This window comes from Pedobacter sp. D749 (genome assembly GCF_019317285.1).
In the GTDB taxonomy this organism is placed as follows: Bacteria; Bacteroidota; Bacteroidia; order Sphingobacteriales; family Sphingobacteriaceae; genus Pedobacter.
In genome coordinates, this window is the sequence record NZ_CP079218.1 from 1801716 (window position 1) to 1821938 (window position 20223).

Annotated in this window: 19 protein-coding genes; 13 read left to right on the forward strand and 6 right to left on the reverse strand. The window is 39.4% G+C overall.

Annotated elements, in window-relative coordinates:
* Window positions 1-344: 344 nt before the first annotated feature.
* From KYH19_RS07190 to rplT, 7 genes are all read left to right on the forward strand, one after another.
* Entirely contained in the window at window positions 345-1238 is an 894-nt protein-coding gene (locus KYH19_RS07190) for a hypothetical protein (RefSeq protein WP_219078138.1), read from the forward strand.
* A gap of 197 nt (window positions 1239-1435) precedes the next feature.
* The gene (locus KYH19_RS07195; protein ID WP_219078139.1) at window positions 1436-2518 is read left to right on the forward strand and encodes an acyltransferase; all 1083 of its coding nucleotides are present in this window, start codon (window positions 1436-1438) and stop codon (window positions 2516-2518) included.
* Window positions 2519-2637: 119 nt separating this feature from the next.
* Complete coding sequence (locus KYH19_RS07200; protein WP_219078140.1) at window positions 2638-3132, forward strand: hypothetical protein; 495 nt, start codon at window positions 2638-2640, stop codon at window positions 3130-3132.
* Window positions 3133-3248: 116 nt separating this feature from the next.
* On the forward strand, window positions 3249-5174 hold the full coding sequence (thrS, locus tag KYH19_RS07205) for a threonine--tRNA ligase (RefSeq protein WP_219078141.1): 1926 nt from the start codon (window positions 3249-3251) through the stop codon (window positions 5172-5174).
* 17 nt (window positions 5175-5191) lie between these two features.
* A complete protein-coding gene (gene infC, locus KYH19_RS07210) occupies window positions 5192-5761 on the forward strand; it encodes a translation initiation factor IF-3 (protein ID WP_056872808.1) in 570 nt (189 codons plus the stop codon).
* Window positions 5762-5790: 29 nt separating this feature from the next.
* Window positions 5791-5991 (forward strand): 50S ribosomal protein L35, encoded by a 201-nt coding sequence (rpmI, locus tag KYH19_RS07215; RefSeq protein WP_108198956.1) that lies wholly within the window; start codon window positions 5791-5793, stop codon window positions 5989-5991.
* 75 nt (window positions 5992-6066) lie between these two features.
* Window positions 6067-6411 carry a 50S ribosomal protein L20 gene (rplT, locus tag KYH19_RS07220; RefSeq protein ID WP_025144714.1) on the forward strand — a complete coding sequence of 115 codons (345 nt, stop codon included), beginning with the start codon at window positions 6067-6069 and terminating at the stop codon, window positions 6409-6411.
* A gap of 376 nt (window positions 6412-6787) precedes the next feature.
* On the opposite strand, the gene KYH19_RS07225 is transcribed toward rplT, so the two are convergent.
* Together KYH19_RS07225 and KYH19_RS07230 are read right to left on the reverse strand one after the other, a co-directional pair.
* Window positions 6788-8239, reverse strand: a complete 1452-nt coding sequence (locus KYH19_RS07225) for a DUF294 nucleotidyltransferase-like domain-containing protein (RefSeq protein WP_219078142.1) — start codon at window positions 8237-8239, stop codon at window positions 6788-6790.
* Window positions 8229-8906, reverse strand: a complete 678-nt coding sequence (locus tag KYH19_RS07230) for a 3'-5' exonuclease (RefSeq protein WP_219078143.1) — start codon at window positions 8904-8906, stop codon at window positions 8229-8231. Before KYH19_RS07230 ends, KYH19_RS07225 begins: the two co-directional genes overlap by 11 nt.
* Before the next feature lie 114 nt (window positions 8907-9020).
* Between KYH19_RS07230 and KYH19_RS07235 the strand changes: the two genes are divergently transcribed.
* Window positions 9021-9254: a hypothetical protein gene (locus tag KYH19_RS07235; protein WP_219078144.1), complete on the forward strand. Its 234-nt coding sequence runs from the start codon at window positions 9021-9023 to the stop codon at window positions 9252-9254.
* Window positions 9255-9318: 64 nt separating this feature from the next.
* On the opposite strand, the gene KYH19_RS07240 is transcribed toward KYH19_RS07235, so the two are convergent.
* The 3 genes from KYH19_RS07240 to KYH19_RS07250 form a co-directional block, all read right to left on the reverse strand.
* The gene (locus KYH19_RS07240) at window positions 9319-10059 is read right to left on the reverse strand and encodes an MIP/aquaporin family protein (RefSeq protein WP_219078145.1); all 741 of its coding nucleotides are present in this window, start codon (window positions 10057-10059) and stop codon (window positions 9319-9321) included.
* 204 nt (window positions 10060-10263) lie between these two features.
* Window positions 10264-11754: a glycerol kinase GlpK gene (glpK, locus tag KYH19_RS07245; RefSeq protein WP_219078146.1), complete on the reverse strand. Its 1491-nt coding sequence runs from the start codon at window positions 11752-11754 to the stop codon at window positions 10264-10266.
* Between the two features lie 14 nt (window positions 11755-11768).
* On the reverse strand, window positions 11769-13361 hold the full coding sequence (locus KYH19_RS07250; protein WP_132397269.1) for a glycerol-3-phosphate dehydrogenase/oxidase: 1593 nt from the start codon (window positions 13359-13361) through the stop codon (window positions 11769-11771).
* 158 nt (window positions 13362-13519) lie between these two features.
* On the opposite strand from KYH19_RS07250, the gene KYH19_RS07255 reads away from it, so the two are divergent.
* Window positions 13520-14284 carry a DeoR/GlpR family DNA-binding transcription regulator gene (locus tag KYH19_RS07255; protein WP_121283352.1) on the forward strand — a complete coding sequence of 255 codons (765 nt, stop codon included), beginning with the start codon at window positions 13520-13522 and terminating at the stop codon, window positions 14282-14284.
* A 43-nt stretch (window positions 14285-14327) separates the two neighbouring features.
* Complete coding sequence (locus KYH19_RS07260; RefSeq protein ID WP_132397267.1) at window positions 14328-14717, forward strand: response regulator transcription factor; 390 nt, start codon at window positions 14328-14330, stop codon at window positions 14715-14717.
* A gap of 66 nt (window positions 14718-14783) precedes the next feature.
* On the opposite strand, the gene KYH19_RS07265 is transcribed toward KYH19_RS07260, so the two are convergent.
* On the reverse strand, window positions 14784-15797 hold the full coding sequence (locus tag KYH19_RS07265) for a zinc-binding alcohol dehydrogenase family protein (RefSeq protein WP_132397265.1): 1014 nt from the start codon (window positions 15795-15797) through the stop codon (window positions 14784-14786).
* A gap of 298 nt (window positions 15798-16095) precedes the next feature.
* Here KYH19_RS07265 and KYH19_RS07270 point away from each other — a divergent pair, with 298 nt between their 5' ends.
* From KYH19_RS07270 to KYH19_RS07280, 3 genes are read left to right on the forward strand one after another with little or no spacing between them, the layout of a single operon-like run.
* Window positions 16096-17877 carry a hypothetical protein gene (locus KYH19_RS07270; protein WP_219078147.1) on the forward strand — a complete coding sequence of 594 codons (1782 nt, stop codon included), beginning with the start codon at window positions 16096-16098 and terminating at the stop codon, window positions 17875-17877.
* 55 nt (window positions 17878-17932) lie between these two features.
* Entirely contained in the window at window positions 17933-19135 is a 1203-nt protein-coding gene (locus tag KYH19_RS07275) for a PAS domain-containing sensor histidine kinase (protein ID WP_219078148.1), read from the forward strand.
* Window positions 19136-19145: 10 nt separating this feature from the next.
* Window positions 19146-20177, forward strand: coding sequence for a response regulator (locus tag KYH19_RS07280; protein ID WP_219078149.1), 1032 nt, complete (start codon window positions 19146-19148; stop codon window positions 20175-20177).
* Window positions 20178-20223: the final 46 nt, after the last annotated feature.

Sequence of the window (20223 nt, forward strand, 5' to 3'; positions counted from 1 at the left end):
ATGGTTTTGCGCGATAAATCCGCGTTAGGGATTGTAAGGGTTCAGTACCGATCCTTCATCGGTACCGGAGCGCAGCGCAGCCCTGAAAAGCCCGACCTTTGCGCAGCTTAGGGAACGCACAAATTAATTTGCATTTTACGGTTTTTATTAGGGCTCATATCAAAACCACTGCAATTGCTTTTCAAAAACAAGCTCTATTGTAAAAAACAAATTACATCTTCCTTTAAACACCCTATTCAGCCATTGATTTTACACATTTAACAAACTTTACGTTACAATCAGCAATACCTTTGTTAAACCTTTTACAGGATTTCTTATCTAAAGAACAAAACAAAATCATCAAAATGAAAAAAATATTCATCGCTTTATTAGGAGTAATGTCGATTGCAAGTTTTGCAAATGCACAAAAAAAGACCTCCGGAGCAATACAATTCGAAAACACCATCGATCCGGCGGCGATGGCATCAGCCAGCGGTATACAGCTAACCGACCAGATGAAAGCCAGAATGCCTTCGTCTAGCAAAACCAATTTCGAGTTATTATTTACGGCTACAAACGCCAGTTATATGCCTGTTGAAGAAACGGAAGACAGCAATGGTGCAGGTGGCGGTGGTGGCGGAATGGGCCGTATGATGATGCGTTTTGGTGGTGGTGGCGGCAACCGCGAGTATTACTATACTTTCGCTGATAAAGGTCTGACAGAGGTTTTCGATTTAAACGATACCACTTATTACATGCCGAGTAAATTAACCTTATCTACTTCTGGTCCGATTGGTTCGATGAGGATGGGTGGTGGCAACGCCAGAGATACCACGAAGGCGCAAGCTTCTCCGGCACCAAAAATAGAAGTGGTGAAAACAGATTCGACAAAACAGATTATCGGTTTTACTTGTCATCAGGCGATTGTAAGATCTACACGAGCGATCAAGATATTGGATATGGATAAAAATGTTGTTGAAGAAACTAAAATCTGGTATACAAAAGATTTAGGTTTTGATTTTTCTCCAAACCCAAATATGTGGACAGAAGGTGCCGTTTTAGCTATCGAAGGTAGAGGTAACAGTTCAATTGCTAAAAGTATTGAGTATAGAAATGTGAGCACAAAAGATGTAACTGCACCTAAAAAAGCAAAATTGATCACCGATGAAGAATACAAAACTAAAATGGAAAATATGATGAAACGTTTTAGGCAGAACAGACCTGGCGGTGGTCAGAGAAGAGCATTTGGAATGAATTAATTCATTCTGCAAGACTTCCGAAATTTGTGCTTTCGGCCAGCCTGAAGGCTAACTTCTGAAGTCTTATCATAAAGCCTTGAAAATATCAGTTTTCAGGGCTTTTTTGTATCATTTTTGAAAGGCTTCTCTTTAGTTTTTGCATCTAGATGGAGAATAGCTATTATTGGAATAAGATATAATTAGCCAAATTGATTACAGTGGAGAACAAAACAAACTTATTAGCAACCCGGCCACATTTCGAAATTTTAGACGGATTGAGAGGCATAGCTGCCATTGTAGTGGTAATTTATCACTTTATGGAAATCGCCATTACCGATTATAACAAGAATTTTCTGTCGCATGGTTTCCTGGCCGTCGATTTCTTTTTCTGTTTATCGGGTTTTGTAATTGCATACGCTTACGATACACGTGCTGAAAATATCGGACTGTTGCAGATTTTTAAGTTAAGACTGATCCGTTTGCATCCCCTGGTCGTGATTGGCTCTATTTTAGGTTTGTTAACCTTTTTATTCGATCCTTTTAGCGATTTTTATAGTGTTTATGGTTTCGGTAAAACTGCTTTGTTATTTTTAACTTCAGCTTTCCTGATTCCTTATCCGGTGATGCCAGAGCGTTATACCAATCTATTCTGTTTAAATGCACCGGCATGGTCACTTTTTTGGGAATATATTGCGAATATCTTTTACATCCTCATACTTTACAAACTGAATAAAAAAGTATTGACTGCTTTTGCATTAGTTGGGGCGGCAAGCCTTATTTATATAGGTGTAAAGGTTCCCAACGGCAATTTAGGTGGTGGCTGGGGCGGACAAAACTTTTGGGATGGAGGAGCAAGAGTACTGTATTCATTTACAGCCGGAATGCTGGTTTACCGTTTCAATTGGATCATTAAAAATAAACTTGGTTTCCTGGGGATGATAATCCTCTTGCTTATAGCCTTCCTTTTTCCTTATAGGGATGCTTATAACTGGATTACCGAGCCGATCATTGTATTGTTTTACTTTCCGTTTTTGGTTGCATTAGGCGCCGGGGCAGCACTAAATCCTGCTTCAAAAAATATCTGCAAACTTTCTGGCGAAATATCGTATCCCTTGTATATGACACATTATCCGTTTGTTTGGGTGTTTTTAACTTATGTAGCCGTGGTTAAACCTGCAATGTCAACCTTGTGGGTAGTTATTCCGGTTTCGGTATTGATTTTAATCGTGCTGGCTTATCTCATTATGAGATTTGTAGATATTCCATTGCGTAAATATTTGAAAACCAAATTTTTGCTTTAATGTTATGATTAGTTCGTGGAGACACGAACCAAGGCTGTGGAGACATGAACCATGGCTGTGGAGACATGAACCATGGCTGTGGTAAATAATTTAAACAAAAAATTAAACGATAACAAAATATGAAATCTTTTAAACCTGCTTTGCTTTCCCTTTCCGTAATACTGCTGTTCAGCTGCACATCATCAACCAGTGATTATGCCTATAATGAAAAAGTAACTTCCATTTTTTTGCGCCAGATGAAGCAAATCGATGAAACGGACAGCGTTTTTAAAGATACTTCGAAAGTTTATATCAAAGGATTCCCGGATTCTATTTCCTTATCGCACAAAGCAGAAAACCTGGTCAATAATTCAAAAATGGAACTTGCTGATATTGCAGATCTGAAACCAAGTAAAGCAGCCGAAAAGTTTAATGAAGGAGTTGTAGCTTACCTAACCGCTATAAACGATTATGGGAAAAAGGCAAAGGAAATGCTGCAGGCAAAAACGACTGGTGAAAAGAAAAAACTACATGATCAGCTGATGTTGAAGTATGAAAAATTGAATACTTACCCTGATCGTGTATTGGAGATACAGAAAACATTCCTCAATGAAGTAGGGCTTCAGCCAAAGTAGAATTTTAAGACACTCAGTTTAAATAGCAGGATAAAATTCGTACCTTTGCACAAAATAAAATCACATTGTAAGTGATATTTAAAACTTTTTATTCAAACTTTAAATCATAGTTGTAGATGATTAACATTACTTTACCTGACGGTTCTGTCCGTCAGTACGAAAAGGGCACTTCTGCCCATCAAATTGCATTGTCAATTTCTGAGGGCTTAGCCCGTAACGTATTAGCCGCTGAGGTTAATGGCGAGGTTTGGGATTCAACAAGACCAATCGAATCTGATTCATCAGTGAAATTGTTAACCTGGAATGATGCTGCCGGGAAATCAACTTTTTGGCACTCATCTGCCCACTTAATGGCTGAGGCTTTAGAAGCACTTTATCCAGGTACTAAATTTGGTATCGGTCCGGCAATTGAAACCGGTTTCTATTATGATGTAGACTTTGGCGACCGCGAATTTTCTTCGGATGATTTCAAAGCCATTGAAACCAAAATGATCGAACTGGCCAAACAAAAGGAAACTTTTGTACGCGAAAGTGTAAGCAAGGCTGATGCTGTAAAATACTTTACCGAAAAAGGCGATGAGTATAAATTGGACTTAATTGATGGCCTGGAAGATGGTAAAATTACTTTCTATACCCAGGGTTCATTTACCGATTTATGCCGTGGGCCACATATTCCGAATACTGGTTTTGTAAAAGCAGTAAAACTGATGAATGTGGCTGGCGCTTACTGGCGAGGTGATGAAACTAAAAAACAGTTAACCCGTATTTATGGGGTAACTTTCCCTAAGGCGAGCGAGCTTACTGAATATCTTTTGATGATTGAGGAAGCAAAAAAACGCGATCACCGTAAATTAGGAAAAGAGCTGGAATTGTTTGCTTTCTCTGAAAAAGTAGGGATGGGCTTGCCTTTATGGTTGCCTAAAGGAACTGCTTTGCGCGAACGTTTGGTTAACTTTTTAACCAAAGCACAGGCTAAAGCGGGTTATGAGCAAGTAGTAACTCCACATATTGGTCATAAAAACTTATATGTAACTTCCGGACACTGGGAGAAATATGGTAAAGATTCGTTCCAGCCAATTAAAACTCCACAGGAAGGAGAGGAGTTCTTCTTAAAACCGATGAACTGCCCGCACCACTGCGAGATTTACAAAACAAAACCGCGTTCTTACAAAGATCTTCCGGTTCGTTTTGCTGAGTTTGGTACAGTTTACCGTTATGAACAAAGTGGCGAATTACACGGTTTAACCCGCGTACGTGGCTTTACTCAAGATGATGCACACTTATTCTGCATGCCAGAGCAGGTTAAAGAAGAGTTTAAAAAAGTTATCGATTTAGTGCTTTATGTTTTTAAATCATTAGGTTTTGAAAGTTATACTGCTCAAATTTCGTTAAGAGATCCTGATAATAAATCTAAATACATTGGTTCTGACGAGAACTGGAGACTATCTGAGAATGCAATTATCGAAGCAGCTGCAGAAAAGGGCTTAAATACGGTTGTAGAATATGGCGAAGCCGCTTTCTATGGTCCTAAGCTCGATTTTATGGTAAAAGATGCTTTAGGTAGAAAATGGCAGTTGGGTACTATCCAGGTTGATTATAATCTGCCAGAGCGTTTCGAATTGGAATATACTGGTAGCGATAACCAAAAGCACAGACCGGTAATGATTCACCGTGCGCCATTTGGTTCATTAGAAAGATTTATTGCCGTTTTAATCGAACATTGTGCCGGAAACTTCCCGTTATGGTTAAGTCCGGAGCAATTTATTATTCTTCCTATTTCAGAAAAATATGAAGAATATGCAAAAAAAGTTTTAGATGAACTAAATAATTCCGATATTCGCGGGCTGATTGACTTTCGTGATGAGAAAATCGGTCGCAAAATACGCGATTCGGAAGTTAAAAAGATCCCATACATGCTCATTATCGGTGATAAAGAAATGGCAGAAGGAAAAGTTTCTGTCCGTAAACATGGTGAGGGAGATTTAGGCGAAATGACGTTGGAAGAGTTCAACAATTTATTAAGAAAAGAAATAACAGTTTAAATTAAAATAGTACAAATTTGGCATTAGGAAGACCAGGATTTAACAGGGGACCACGTCCGCCTTTTAAGAAAAAAGAAGCAGAGCATAACATTAATCAGTATATTAAATCGCCCGAAGTGCGTTTAGCTGGCGATAATGTTGAACCGGGGATTTATCCTTTGGCAAAAGCTTTGGCACTTGCTGATGAACTGGAATTGGATTTGGTAGAAATATCTCCAAATGCCGTACCGCCAGTTTGTAGAATTATTGATTACAGTAAATTTGTTTACGAGCAAAAGAAAAAGCAGAAAGAAATTAAATCTAATGCTAAACAAACTGTAATTAAGGAGATTCGTTTTGGTCCTAACACCAACGACCACGATTTCCAGTTTAAATTAAAGCACGCAGTAAGCTTTTTAGAAAACGGTGAGAAAGTTAGGGCTTACGTGCATTTTAAAGGTAGAGCAATTGTTTACAAGGAGCAGGGAGAGATTTTATTGTTAAAATTTGCCCAGGCTTTAGAAGATGTAGGAAAAGTAGAGTTATTACCTAAGTTAGAAGGTAAACGAATGTTCCTTACAGTTGCGCCTAAAGTAGCAAAAAAATAAAAATAGGTTTATAAATTAAAAAACAGGTTATGCCAAAAATGAAAACCAATTCCAGTGCTAAAAAGCGTTTTTCGCTTACTGGAACAGGTAAAATCAAAAGAAACAACGCATACAAAAGTCACATCTTAACAAAGATGAGTACTAAACGTAAACGTGCCTTAGGTCAAACAAGTATCGTATCTGATGCTGATATGGGTAACGTTAAACGTATGCTTTGCATCGGAAAGTAATTTATTAATTCACCAGGTATCAGGCTTTAAGCTTTCGGTTAAACGGAACGCCGCTTACCAAAAAACAACAACAACATGCCACGTTCGGTAAACGCAGTAGCTTCGAGAAGAAGAAGAAAAAAGATCCTTAATTTAGCCAAAGGTTATTGGGGAGCAAGAAGTAAGGTTTATACTGTTGCTAAAAACACAGTAGAAAAAGGTTTGCAATATGCATACCGTGACCGTAAAGTTAAGAAAAGAGAATTCCGCGGATTGTGGATCCAACGTATCAACGCTGGTGCACGTCAACACGGTATTTCTTACTCTCAATTGATCGGTAAACTAGCTTCAAAAGAAATCGGTTTAAACCGTAAAGTATTGGCTGATTTAGCAATGAATCACCCAGAAGCTTTCAAAGCTGTAATTGATGCAGTAAAATAGAAATTTTCGCTTAGGCGATAATCATATTTAAAAAAGGTTCCGATGCAAATCGGAACCTTTTTTTTTGAATAGACTTACGAGGTCTATCTGCACTATGCCCACCAGATCTCGTAAGTCTTGCAACGTGAATAATGAAATGATAGATACTGAAAGTAGTTAAATATGATGGATTTATCCCAAAGCGGTCGTCAGCTCGATCCGTTAGCTATCGGATGAAGCGCAGCGGAATGGAGAGATCTATCAAAATAGATTTTGCTTCGCAGAGCCCTTGGGTTCTCGACTTCGTTGTACTCCGCTCGAAATGATGGAGACTTATGGATAGACTTACGAGGTCTATTTGTACATTGCCTATCAGACCTCGTAAGTTTGAAAACGCTTAACCCAAACTATTCGTAAATCTCATTCTGATTCCGCTTTGAAAATTGAGGATAATTTTAAAGATTTCAATCAGTGTTACTTTTTCAATTTTAGTCAAACTATCAATTTCAATAAAGTTATTGGGAGCAGCCTGGTCATTGATAATGAGGTTTGCCTGATGTTTTAATCTCAGCCCCATCAGGTAATAGTAGGATTGCGAAAGTTCGGTAAATTGTTTTTCGCTAAAAACGCCTAGTTCTTTTAAAGCCTTTAAACGCTCGCCGGTATTTTCTTTCTGAAAAATCCTGTTTTGTAAAGCATAAACCCTGGCTAAGTCTACAATAGGGGTCATGGCTGTTTTAATATCAAAAACCTCTTTTTTATGGATTTTTTGCGTTCTGATATTTCTAAAATAAGTGAGAGGTGGTTCGTAGAGCAAGGCATTTTTTGCCAGGTATACATAGAATTTTTCGATTGGTTTTTGTAGCTCCTCATCAACAAAAGACCTTAGACTTTCCATAATTGCTAAATCGCCGTAAATTGCCCTGCAATCGAAAAAAGCAGCAAATTTTACAGCAGCTTCTGGTAAAGCCTCTTCTATCCAGTTTTTATAATTGTACTTCCAGTGCGATAGCGAATGCGTCCAGTTTGGGTTGGTGGCCATGTAATCACCATCGCAGTATACAAAACCCACAAAATTTAATTTATCAGACACTTGGGTAGCCAGATCGAGAAAATAAGAACGTACAGCTGCTCTATTGTCTTCTCCGGTATCTTCGTAAATAATGGCATTGTCCTGATCGGTTTTTAAACTAAGCTCTTTTCTCCCTTCGCTACCCAGAACCATAAATACAAATTTTGCAGGTGGTGGGCCTAATTTGGCAATTACCTCTTCAATAATTTTAAAAGAAATAGTATCGGCAATAGTGGTAATAACCTCGTTTACAATTTTAGAATGTACACCTCTGGTCAGCAGCTGAGAAACTATGCCTGGTACTTTCTGCCATTTTAGTTTTAGATCGCTGGTATTTACGGCCGATTTTACCGATTGTATAAAAACTAAGGGAGACTCTGCCTGCTCGCTTAACAGGCGATTCCTGCTTAGAAAACCTACGTAATTACCATTGTCGTTGACCAGTAAGTAGCGCGATTTTTTGCTGAACATCATCAATATCGCCTCATACACATAGGCATCAGGACTTATGGTAACGATATCAGTGTCCATCACTTCGTCAATCGGCAAATTTGCACTCAGTTGTCTGGCAATTACATTATCTCTTAAAGTAATATCGGTTACGAAGCCTAGATAAACGTCCTGATCATTTTTAATAAATAGGCAGCTGGTTTTCTGTTCAGACATTTTAATTGCAGCTTCAAAAATAGGTGTGCCAGGACTGCAACTCACTATCTTTTTGAAAGTAATGTCTCCAATACGGGCAGTATAAATTTGATCAGCTAGTTTATCTTCCATTAAAAAGTTCCTGTAAAATTCTTTTAAACGAAAATTCTTTTTCCTCTTTCTTCTCCAGGTTAAAAGTATGTTCTTGATGGTACACTGAAGTTAAGCTAATTTTCCCTGTTTTTAGAAGATGAAAGAAAATCTTTGCTGTGTTTATCGTATCAGATAGAGCATTATGGATATTTTCGGGTACTTCATTAAATAAAACGGTATAAAATTTATCCAGTTTTAAATGACTGATCACCGTATTGGTAATATAGGGCGCGCTTGCCTTCATCGTACAGAAAAATGTCAGGTTTTTAAATGTGTTTTCTTTTCCGATGCGGTATAATTCAACATTTACCATATGATAATCAAGTTCAATAAAGTGCCCGATCACTAAAGGTTTATATTGTTTTATATCTTCAGAAAACTTCAACATTACTTTCTCTCTGTTTTCACCGTGCTTATCCAGGTATTCAGGGGTGATTTTATGGATTTTTAATGCAGCCTTATCAATGGTGAAATCGGTATTTTTAATGTAGTGATTCTCCCGTTTAATTTCCTGATAGGATTGATCATAAATAATCCAGGCAATTTGGACAATATAGGGCCAGTTCTTTTCTTTAGAATAAGGTGCCGTCCAATTTTTAGGCAGGCCTGAAGTTTCGGTATCAACGACGAGGAAGTATGCTTGCAATTTTGAATGGTTAGCGTATAAGATTGATCTATTTCAAAGGTAATTATTTAAGAACATAAACTATAATTATTCACGCATCCTTTCAATAAAGGTCAGGAAAAGCTCCTGGATAACATGCACTTTAAAAAAATCGCGAAGGGTTTGGAAGTACTGGTTGTAGTAGGCCTGACGGTTCCACTGGTGACCATCGAAATGGCCTGCAGAAATCGTTCATTTACCGGAACTGACAAATTTAACGGCTTGAGTCACCTTTACGAATATTTATTTTTAAAGGCGAATAAAGATTATCCTGATTTTGGACGTTTAAATTCGAGAATGAACTATTTAGCTACACAATTAAAGCTATAATCATGAAAAGAGAGTTGTCAACTTTCTAACGAAAAACTCTTAAAAGTTGACAACTCAAATGCCATTATTTACTGATCAGTAAAAATGCTACTGCGGCTAATACGGAGCCTATTATCGGACCAATAATTGGTATCCAGGCATAACTCCAGTCACTACTTCCTTTTCCTTTCATTGGGATTAAAAAGTGAACAATCCGTGGTCCTAAATCTCTTGCCGGATTTATGGCATATCCGGTTGTTCCCCCCAAACCCAAACCAATTACCCATACTAAAAATGCTACCGGAATTGCTCCAATTGAGCCTAAGCCAATAGGAGTGGTAACGGTTTCTTTCGTGCCCATACTGGCATCTGTAAAATAGAAAATCACAAATATTAAAACGAACGTGCCTATAATTTCTGATAACAGATTTGAGGAGATATTTCTGATGGCAGGAGCGGTTGCAAAAGGAGCGGCCTTTAAACCCTGATCGTCAGTGGCGTCAAAATGATCTTTGTAAATGAGCCAGACCAAAAAAGATCCTGTCATTGCACCAGCTAACTGCGCCATGATGTAAAATGGAACCAATGCCCAGCTAAAACCTTTTCCAATAGCAAGTCCGAGGGTTACAGCTGGATTTAAGTGTGCACCGCTATAAGGGCCAGTAACAACAACTCCTACAAATACGGCAAGTGCCCAAGCCGTTGTAATCACAATCCAGCCACTGTTATTGCCTTTGGTGCCCTTTAACACTACGTTTGCCACTACACCATTCCCTAAGAGAATCATTAAAGCGGTACCAATAAATTCCGCGAGATATACGTTCATTATAAAATTTTAAGCGATTTGTAATTAATATATTAGGTTCAATTAGATTAACAGCAATTTGTAATAAGCATCTATTTATATAAGCCAAGGATGCTGGTCTCATAAATATAGAATTGTCATCCTGAACTCGTCGAAGGACAGGCTCAATGTTGACAAAATCGATTGAATTACAATTTATGTTACAGTCTCGGCGACAGTTATTTATTAGCCCTCTGCATTAACTCTGGCTGCTTTTACTGCCCTATTCCAGCCTTTTATTCTTTCAATGTTATCAATTCCTTCCTCAGCAACAAAGGTTCTGTTAATTTTCCATTGCGAACGGATCTGATCAATACTTTCCCAGAAACCGATAGCCAATCCGGCCAGATACGCAGCGCCAATGGCGGTAACCTCTGTTACATCTGGTCTGATTACTTTACAGTTTAACAGATCGGCCTGAAACTGCATTAATAAATCGTTGGCCGTAGCACCGCCATCTACACGGAGTTCGGTAATATTTACACCTGCATCGGCCTCCATGGCCTTCAATACATCCATGGTTTGGTAAGCAATGCTTTCTAAAGCGGCCCTTGCAATGTGCGATTTATTTGTTCCGCGTGTTAATCCGGTTATCGTTCCGCGGGCATGCTGATCCCAATGTGGTGCGCCTAAACCTGCAAAAGCGGGCACTACATATACACCATCGGTATCTTTTACCTTTTTGGCGAGGGTTTCTACATCTGCAGACCTTGAAATAAAGCCCATTTCGTCCCTAAGCCATTGTACAACTGCACCACCTATAAAAATGCTTCCTTCAAGCGCATAATTTACCTGGCCGTTAATCTGCCAGGCGATAGTGGTTAACAAGTTATTGGCAGAAATTTTTGGCTTTTCTCCAATATTCATCAGCATGAAACAACCTGTGCCGTACGTATTTTTTACCATGCCGATTTCGGTACACATCTGACCGAAAAGTGCCGATTGCTGATCGCCCGCTATACCTGCAATTGGGATTTTAGCCGCCAGTATTCTTCCGGCGGTTTCGCCATAAACCTCGCTTGATGATTTTACCTCCGGCAGCATTGCTTTTGGAATGGAAAATAATTCGAGTAGTTCTTCATCCCAACTCAAGGTGTGGATGTTATAAAGCATGGTACGTGAGGCGTTGGTTACATCAGTAACATGTTTTTCGCCTGCTGTCAATTTCCAGATCAACCAGGTGTCTATGGTGCCGAAAGCCAGTTTGTCTGCTTCAGCCTTTTCGCGTGCACCTTCTACATTTTCCAAAATCCACCGGGCTTTGGTTGCAGAAAAATAAGCATCGATAATGAGGCCTGTTTTCTCCTGGATTTTACCCGCCAGACCATTGGCTTTAATTTCGTCGCAATAGGCAGAAGTACGCCTGTCTTGCCAAACAATAGCATTATAAATGGGCATTCCGGTTTCTTTATCCCAAACTACTGTGGTTTCGCGCTGATTGGTAATACCTATGGCGGAAATATCGTGTACAGTTAGACTGGCTTTCACAATTACTTCGGTAACAACGGCTAATTGTGTCGACCATATTTCCATCGGATCATGTTCCACCCATCCGGCTTTGGGATAAATCTGCGTGAATTCTTTTTGCGCAATGGCAATAATTTCACCGTCATGGTTAAAAATAATGGCTCTCGAACTTGTGGTTCCCTGATCGATAGACAAGATGTATCTGCTCATAATTAAGAATTTGGTTAATGGGCTAAAGCTGATTCAGCTATTTCAGGTGCTGAATGATAGATATAACCATCTGCTAATTTATTAAAAGTTTCAATTTGACCGGCCTCCCAGTTTTCATCTGCCGATAATTCTTTGGCCAGGAGGGAGGCTACCCGTGGCGCCATATCCTTTGCAGCCTGTGCATCGAAAAATAATATTCTAAGCCTTCTGCTTAAAATATCCTCTACGGTTTCTGCCATTTCATTCCTTGCCGACCAAACTACTTCGGCCTCTACAAAAGGAAAAGATGGATGTAACTGCTGTCCGAGACTTGGATTTTGTTTGATTAAAGCCTCAATTTTATCACGGTCTGATCCATATATCGATAAATGATGATCTTCTTTAATCATTTGGCTTCCATGGATACTGAGATTTTCAGTTACACATGCTTTCGGTTCTAAACCTGCATGGCTAATGGCCAAATCAACAGTTTCTTCAGCCATTCGGCGATAGGTAGTCCATTTACCACCGGTTATGGTAATTAATCCTTTTGCAGAAACAATCAGTTTATGATCTCTGCTGATTTCTTTGGTACTATTTCCATCACCATTGGTAGGAGCGGCCAATGGGCGCAGACCTGAGAATACGCTTAAGATATCTTTTTCAAGGGGCGTGCGGTTAAAATAGCTTGCCGCAGTACTCATAATAAAATCTACTTCTTCTTTTAAAGCCCGTGGCTCAAGGCTGTGTTCATCTAATGGGGTATCAGTGGTGCCTACCAGCAAATGATTATGCCAGGGAACCGCAAACAATACGCGCCCATCAGAAGTTTTCGGGATCATTAATGCCGATTCGCTGTTTAAAAAGCTTTTTTCTAATACCACATGCACACCCTGACTGGGGCGTACCATCTTTTTCGAATCTGGATTGTTCATGTGCAGGATATCATCTACAAAAACACCTGTGGCATTAATCACTACTTTGCCCTTAAACCGTGCTTTTAAGCCTGTGATGGTATCCTCTGTTTCAATTCCCGTAACGGTTTCGCCATTTTTTAATAAACCGGTTACTTTGGTGTAATTTAATAATGTAGCACCTTTCTCAATGGCTGTTTGAGCGATATTGATGGCTAAACGGGCATCATCAAACTTTCCGTCATAATACCTGATGCTTCCTTTCAATCCCTTCTCTTTGATGCCAGGCATCATACTTAAGGTTTCTTTTTTAGAGAAAAATTCAGATTTTCCGAAACTATATTTTCCTGCCAGCCAATCGTACAGTGTAAGTCCTGTTAAATATTTTATAATGGAAAACCAATCGTAGCATGGGATGAGGAACGCTTCTTTATGTACTAAATGTTTAGCATTCTGTTGTAATAATCCACGTTCTTTAAGGGCATGCCTTACCAGCCCAATATCTCCCTGGGCCAGGTAGCGTACGCCTCCGTGCACCAGTTTTGTGCTCCGACTCGATGTTCCTTTTGCATAATCAGCCTGTTCTACCAATAAGGTTTTGTAACCACGGCTGGCCGCATCAAGCGCTGTGCCCAGGCCCGTTGCCCCGCCACCAATGATGATCAAGTCCCAATTTATGTTTTCTGCTACCAGCGGCTGATGTAATCTTTTCATTTTTATATTTAAAAGTAATAAAACGAAACAATTCGCAATTATAAGAAATAGTAAGCGAAATAATATAATATGTACGTTAAAAATTTATTAAAAATTTGTGTAAAATATTTTAAAGCATGTTTTTATTACTAATTTGCAGCACGCTAATTAAATATAATATGATGAATTTGGCTGAGAGGCACCAGTTTATTTTAAGCCGACTGCAACGTGATCAGTACATCAATGTGGTTGATTTATGTAAGGAACTGAAAGTGTCGTCGGTAACAATAAGAAAGGACTTAAAACTACTTGAAGATAAGAGCCTTCTGTTTAGAACACATGGGGGTGCAACCGTAAACAATCCATATACGGTAGATCGTCCGGTTAACGAGAAAGAAAAAATACAATCTACCGAGAAGAACAAAATAGGGATGGCTGCTGCAGCATTGCTAAACGATAACGATTCTATTGTAATTGCATCGGGTACCACAGTGCTTTATTTTGCGAAGAACATTGCACCGGCAACAAACTTAACCGTGGTTACGTCTGCATTAAATGTGGCTTTGGAATTGATGCGCGAGCCAAGTATCGAAGTAATCCAGCTGGGTGGGCTGTTGAGAAAAAGTTCTTCCTCGGTAATGGGTGCTTATGCGGAACAGGTTTTGCAGGATTTTTATTTCAACAAATTGTTTTTAGGGGTAGATGGCATTGATCTGGATTTCGGATTAACCACCACAAATGCTATGGAGGCGCATTTAAACCGCAAAATGATTGGTGCTTCACAAAAAACAATTGTACTGGCCGATTCTACCAAATTTGGTAAAAGAGGTTTTGGAAAGATATGCGGATTAGAAGAAATTGACCATATTATCACTGATAAAGGAATTTCTGAACAAATTGTAAAACATTTAGAGGGCTTGGGTGTTACTGTAACTATCGTGTAGCGCGTTCCACGCGAACGGTACATCCCAAACATATAATTTGAACATGGAAAAAAAACGAATACACATTTTAGAAGACGATCAGGAGATCAGAAACGTGATTGAAATCCTGCTAAAGGAAGAGGGTTTTGAATTACAGCTTTCCTCATCTTTTGCAGAGCTGAAGAAAAATATCCAGGATGCAATGCCTGATCTTTTCTTATTAGATGTAATGTTACCAGATGGAAACGGAGCGGAAATCTGTGAAGATTTAAAAACTGATATTTTTACCAAACACATCCCGATTATTGTAATGTCTGCACAGAACAATAGCGAGCAAAAAGCGATTGATGCATTTGCAGATGATTACATCAGTAAACCTTTCGATATTTACGATGTTTTGGAACGCATTAATGCGCAGTTAAAAAGAAGTGCTGAAAACAGGACTAAAGTTTAGTTGAAACAGGATATAAAAAAAGAGAGAAGCTTAACCGGCTTCTCTCTTTTTTTGACTAAGATTTTTCTAGTATTCGATTACCACCTTACCAATGGTTTTACCACTTTCCAATAAACGGTGGGCTTCTTTTAAGTTTTCTACCGTAAATCCCTTTAGGGTTTGGTTTAAGGTTGTTTTAAGCGTGCCATCGTCAAATAATTTTGCCAGCTCGTTTAAAATATGATGTTGCTGTTCCATATCATCAGTTTGATACATAGAGCGGGTATACATCAGCTCCCAAGAAAAGGTAACACTTTTGTTTTTTAATTTGTTTAGCGCAATTGGCGTGGCTGAGCCTGTTATCGATACGATATGGCCCTGGGGTTTAATCAACTCTACCAGGTCATCCCAATAACTGTTCAGGTCTACAAAATCGAGGATAAAATCTACTTCCTTAAAACCCGCTGCACGTATTTCTTCAACCAGGTTTTTATGATCTACCACTACATCCGCGCCCATGGCTTTACACCAATCTTTTGTTTCTGGTCTCGAAGCTGTAGCAATTACTTTTAAGCCCCTTATTTTCTTCGCTAGTTGTATGGCAATGGAGCCAACGCCACCTGCACCGCCAATAATGAGAATGCTTTTTCCTTTATCTTTTTGCTCACTAATTCGGATGCGGTCGTAAAGTGATTCCCAGGCCGTAAGCGCTGTTAATGGCATGGCGGCTGCTTCAGCGTCAGTTAATGATTTGGGTTTTAAACCTACAATACGTTCATCAATCAGCTGGTATTCGGCGTTTGAGCCGCTTCGCGTTAAATCTCCTGCGTAATACACTTCATCTCCGGTTTTAAAAAAGGTAACGCCTGCGCCAACTGCTTCAACTGTGCCAACAGCATCCCAGCCAATTACTTTGGGTGTTTCCAGTGCAGTATCTTTCGCGCTGTTTTGGCGGATTTTAAAATCAACCGGATTTACGCTGATGGCCTTTATTTTTACGAGCAGGTCGCGTTCTTTTGGTTGTGGAACAGGTGTTTCAAATGCGATAAAACTTTCGTTTTCGCTTATTGGCAGTGAGGTTTTAAATCCTATGGCTTTCATTGCTGATGAATTATTTTAATTAAAGATATTGTTTTTATATAGCAAATATAAACTGATATAGTTTTGTACAACGTTGACTTTTTAAATTACAAAAGGAGATGATCCTTAAAGCCTTTAGAAGTTCATTTGCGAGGTGAAGTATTAACAGGATGCATAACAAGCATTAACAAAAAAGTGATCGCGCTCATTTTTTGGTTTGAGCCTTATCATCACTACATCCATTAAAGCAAGGTAGTTTTGCTGTAGAAATTATTTGATCCTTCGTGATATCGGGGACCATTTTACAGCAAAAAATACCATGTTACACTCCTTTCATATTCCCGTTTTAGGCCTGGGTTACTCTATTGATACTCCATTAAAAGTTGCGAGGTATGGCATTTCTTCCGTACTCTCTATTGTTGATGATGAACTGGTGGAACGGATGCGTGCTTATCATTCACGAAACAGATCCATGGATTTCGAGGCGATTGCTAAAGGTGAAACTGATAGTCGTAGCCGACGTATTACCGCATACCTCAACTTTTTATCCGATTGCATCAACCAGGATTTTAAAGCTTTAAAACAGCAGGATTTTACAGAGGGGAATGATATCTGCCGCTATTTCGAACTTTTGCCGGATCACTCAAAATTAAAGCATGGCTACGAATTGATGATGGAGTATCCAGAAGGGGAAACCAGACAAAGCTTTCAATCCGTACTTAAAAATGCCATGCGCATGGGCAGTATTGATGTTAACATTATGGCCAAGGTGGATAAAATGAACTATGTTAATGGCGAATACACTGGTGATGGTAATACCGATGCATTAGCGGCTTTACGCGGTTTTGCAGAAAGTAAACTCAATGCCTCAGTGGTACTTTCCGCAGGAATGAACCCCAAATTATATAGCTATATGGAACATTTTGCCGACTTTTTTCCAGGTGAAAATGCTTCGTTAAAAAAGAGGATTATCTTAAAAGTAAGTGATTTCAGGTCAGCTTTGATCCAGGCTAAATTTTTGGCCAAAAAAGGATTATGGGTATCAGAGTTCAGGATAGAATCCGGGTTAAACTGTGGTGGCCATGCATTTGCTACCGAAGGTTATCTGTTGGGTCCGATTTTGGAAGAGTTTAAAACTAAAAAAATCGATATGTGTCGCGAGCTTTTTGAAATATATCAGCTTGCCTTGATGCAAAAGGGGATTCCAGTCGAAAAGGAACTTAAACAAAAGATCACGGTGCAGGGCGGAATCGGAACCGCGGCAGAACATAAATTTCTGCTGCAGCATTACCATCTTGATGCCACAGGCTGGGGAAGTCCTTTTTTATTGGTGCCGGAAGTGACCAATGTAGATGCAGATACCTTATTACAACTTACCGGCGCAACAGCACAGGATTTTTATTTAAGCAACGCCTCTCCACTTGGCATCCGTTTTAATAATTTTAAGAACAGTACCATAGAACAGCAGCGGACCGATCGGATTGAAAAGGGCCGGCCCGGAAGTCCCTGTACCAAGAAATACCTCTGCAACAATACGGAATTTACTGAAGAGGCCATTTGCACCGCATCGCGTGAATATCAGCACTTAAAGATCAAAAGCCTTAAAACAGCCGGACTGACTGCTGAAGAATATGAAAAGCAATTTAATGAGGTAACCGGAAAGGTATGTCTTTGCGAAGGACTCTGCTCTTCTACTTACCTGAAATATAATATCCTTAAACCCAAAGAAAATAAAGCAGTGGCCATTTGTCCGGGGCCAAACCTGGCCTATTTCTCAGATGTATATTCATTTGATGAGATGGTTGGTCATATTTATGGTAAAATTAACCTTCTGGAGCAGGTAGAACGGCCGCATGTTTTTATCAAAGAACTTAACCTCTATATCGATTACCTTCAGGAAGATATTAAACAGCAGTTGCAACATTTCAGCGATAAAAAAATGAAACAGTTAAATGGTTTTAAACTGCAGCTGGCGGAAGGGATCAATTATTATAAAAAACTCTTTAACGAAATGGCAGATGATGCTTCTGAGGAGTTTAAGCAATTATATGAACAGTTGGCAAGTTCGAAAAATAAACTTGATACACTGATTGTTGGCTAAGAAAAAAGATCGGTAATACTTTTATCTATATTTACGGAGATATACTGGGAGCATAATGAATAGATCGAAATTTTTGGATGCAATTATTGAAAACGCTATTGATGGGATTATTACCATTGATGACCGGGGGATTATAGAACATTTAAACCCTGCGGCGCTTGAGCTTTTCGGTTATGGCAGGGAAGAATTGGTAGGTAAGAACATTTCAGCTCTGATGCCTGAACCCGATCATTCGCGTCATGATGGATACCTGTCCAGGTACGAACATACTGGGCAGAAACACATTATCGGCATCGGGAGGGAGGTTTCGGGCAAGCGTAAAGATGGTTCTATATTTCCGTTCAGGCTCGGGGTGAGCGAAATTAAATTTAGCGACCGTAAAATTTATACAGGTTTTATCCACGACCTGAGCAAAGAAAAAGCCAACGAAGAACAGATTAAAAGTTATACCGAAAAACTGGAAGTTAAGATAAAGGAACGTACACAGGACCTGGTTAAGCTTGTGTCGGAACTGGAAATGGCCAAAGAAAATATGCGTGCACTTTTTCAAAAGGAAAAGGAACTGAACCAGCTCAAAACAAGGTTTGTTTCTATGGCCTCGCATGAGTTTAGAACGCCGCTCAGTTCGATTCAGCTTTCAGCATCCCTCATTGATAAATATACCACTAAACAGGATGTGGCCAATGTGGAGAAGCATACCTTAAAAATCAAAAATTCCATCAATAACCTCACTACAATCTTAAATGATTTCCTTTCGCTCGAGAAACTTGAGGCCGGGAAAGTGGAGGCATCAGCACAAGCTTTTAACATCATCAGCTTTGCCGAAGAAATAGCAGAAGAGATGCAGATGATGACCAAACAGAACCAGCATATTATTTACGAACATACCGGAACAACCGCACAGGTTTACCTGGACCCAAACCTGCTGAAGAATTGCATTATCAATCTGATTTCCAATTCGATCAAATACAGTGGCGAAGATACACTCATTCAGTTCAATTCCATTTTAAAGGATGATGAACTGATTTTAGAGGTAAAAGACAACGGGATTGGCATTCCGGCAGCCGATCAGGGCAATTTGTTCGAACCATTTTTCAGGGCGCACAATACCGGCGATATCCCGGGAACGGGACTGGGACTAAACATTGTAAAAAGATATGTTGGCCTGATGAATGGCACGGTAACCTGCAATAGCGAGCAACACTCTGGTACGGTATTTACCCTTACCTTTCCCTTTAAAAATAATTTTATAGTTTAAGATCTATCCCATGAACAAGAAAGTTTTAATCATTGAAGATAACGACGACATCAGGGAAAGTGCTGCTGAAGTGCTTGATCTGGCAGGTTATAAAACTTTTATGGCTAAACACGGAAAAATCGGTGTTGAAATGGCTGTTAGTCATCTCCCGGATATAATTCTGTGCGATATTATGATGCCTGAACTGGATGGATATGGGGTTTTGTACCTGTTGAATAAAAATCCTAAGACGGCCAATATTCCTTTTATTTTCATCACCGCAAAAACAGAGCGGGCAGATATGAGAAAAGGCATGGAAATGGGTGCAGATGATTACCTCACCAAACCCTTTGATGATACGGAACTTTTCAGGGCGATAGAAAGCAGGTTTAAGAAAAAGCAGCAGGCCACCAGTTTTAGTTCAACAGAAAGCAATAGTGAAACGGTAATGGATGAACTGCGCAAAAAAGGTAAACCGAGAGCGGTAAACAGCAAACAGGTGATTTATATTGAAGGCGATGAACCCACACACCTCTATTACATTAATAAAGGACAGGTGAAAACCTACAAACGTTTTAAAGATGGGAGGGAACTTTCGTCAGGGCTTTACCATGATGGAGATTTTTTTGGTTACGAAAGTTTATGCAATGGCGGGTTATACGCAGAAAATGCGGCTACGCTAACCGAATCAGAAATTATCCATATTCCTAAAGCAGATTTTATGGAATACCTGCTCAGCCACCAGGCCGTATCTAAAACATTTATTGATCTGTTATCTGGGAATTTACGCGATAAAGGAAAACAGATGCTCCAGCTGGCCTATTCCTCAGTTAGAAAACGGGTAGCCGAAGCCTTATTACAGGTTGCAACAAAATTTGGAGATGGCACGGCCGATAGCTGCACCATTCGCATCTCCCGCGATGACCTGGCTGCATTGGTAGGTACCGCCAGCGAAACAGTAAGCAGAATGCTGGCTGATTTTAAAGATGAAAAACTGATCGATAAAACCGGTAATGCCATTAATATTTTATCTATCGAAAAACTGAGGAATATAAAGCAGTAACGTTCATTGGTTCATTAGTCATTAGTTCATTGGGTTAAATGGTTAA

Bases quoted from the DNA above. Each gene is read 5' to 3' on its own strand.
- KYH19_RS07190 (WP_219078138.1), top strand. From the start codon at position 345: ATGAAAAAAATATTCATCGCTTTATTAGGAGTAATGTCGATTGCAAGT.
- KYH19_RS07200 (WP_219078140.1), top strand. From the start codon at position 2,638: ATGAAATCTTTTAAACCTGCTTTGCTTTCCCTTTCCGTAATACTGCTG.
- thrS (WP_219078141.1), top strand. From the start codon at position 3,249: ATGATTAACATTACTTTACCTGACGGTTCTGTCCGTCAGTACGAAAAG.
- rpmI (WP_108198956.1), top strand. From the start codon at position 5,791: ATGCCAAAAATGAAAACCAATTCCAGTGCTAAAAAGCGTTTTTCGCTT.
- rplT (WP_025144714.1), top strand. From the start codon at position 6,067: ATGCCACGTTCGGTAAACGCAGTAGCTTCGAGAAGAAGAAGAAAAAAG.
- KYH19_RS07225 (WP_219078142.1), bottom strand. From the start codon at position 8,239: ATGGAAGATAAACTAGCTGATCAAATTTATACTGCCCGTATTGGAGAC.
- KYH19_RS07235 (WP_219078144.1), top strand. From the start codon at position 9,021: ATGCACTTTAAAAAAATCGCGAAGGGTTTGGAAGTACTGGTTGTAGTA.
- KYH19_RS07240 (WP_219078145.1), bottom strand. From the start codon at position 10,059: ATGAACGTATATCTCGCGGAATTTATTGGTACCGCTTTAATGATTCTC.
- glpK (WP_219078146.1), bottom strand. From the start codon at position 11,754: ATGAGCAGATACATCTTGTCTATCGATCAGGGAACCACAAGTTCGAGA.
- KYH19_RS07250 (WP_132397269.1), bottom strand. From the start codon at position 13,361: ATGAAAAGATTACATCAGCCGCTGGTAGCAGAAAACATAAATTGGGAC.
- KYH19_RS07255 (WP_121283352.1), top strand. From the start codon at position 13,520: ATGATGAATTTGGCTGAGAGGCACCAGTTTATTTTAAGCCGACTGCAA.
- KYH19_RS07260 (WP_132397267.1), top strand. From the start codon at position 14,328: ATGGAAAAAAAACGAATACACATTTTAGAAGACGATCAGGAGATCAGA.
- KYH19_RS07265 (WP_132397265.1), bottom strand. From the start codon at position 15,797: ATGAAAGCCATAGGATTTAAAACCTCACTGCCAATAAGCGAAAACGAA.
- KYH19_RS07270 (WP_219078147.1), top strand. From the start codon at position 16,096: ATGTTACACTCCTTTCATATTCCCGTTTTAGGCCTGGGTTACTCTATT.
- KYH19_RS07275 (WP_219078148.1), top strand. From the start codon at position 17,933: ATGAATAGATCGAAATTTTTGGATGCAATTATTGAAAACGCTATTGAT.
- KYH19_RS07280 (WP_219078149.1), top strand. From the start codon at position 19,146: ATGAACAAGAAAGTTTTAATCATTGAAGATAACGACGACATCAGGGAA.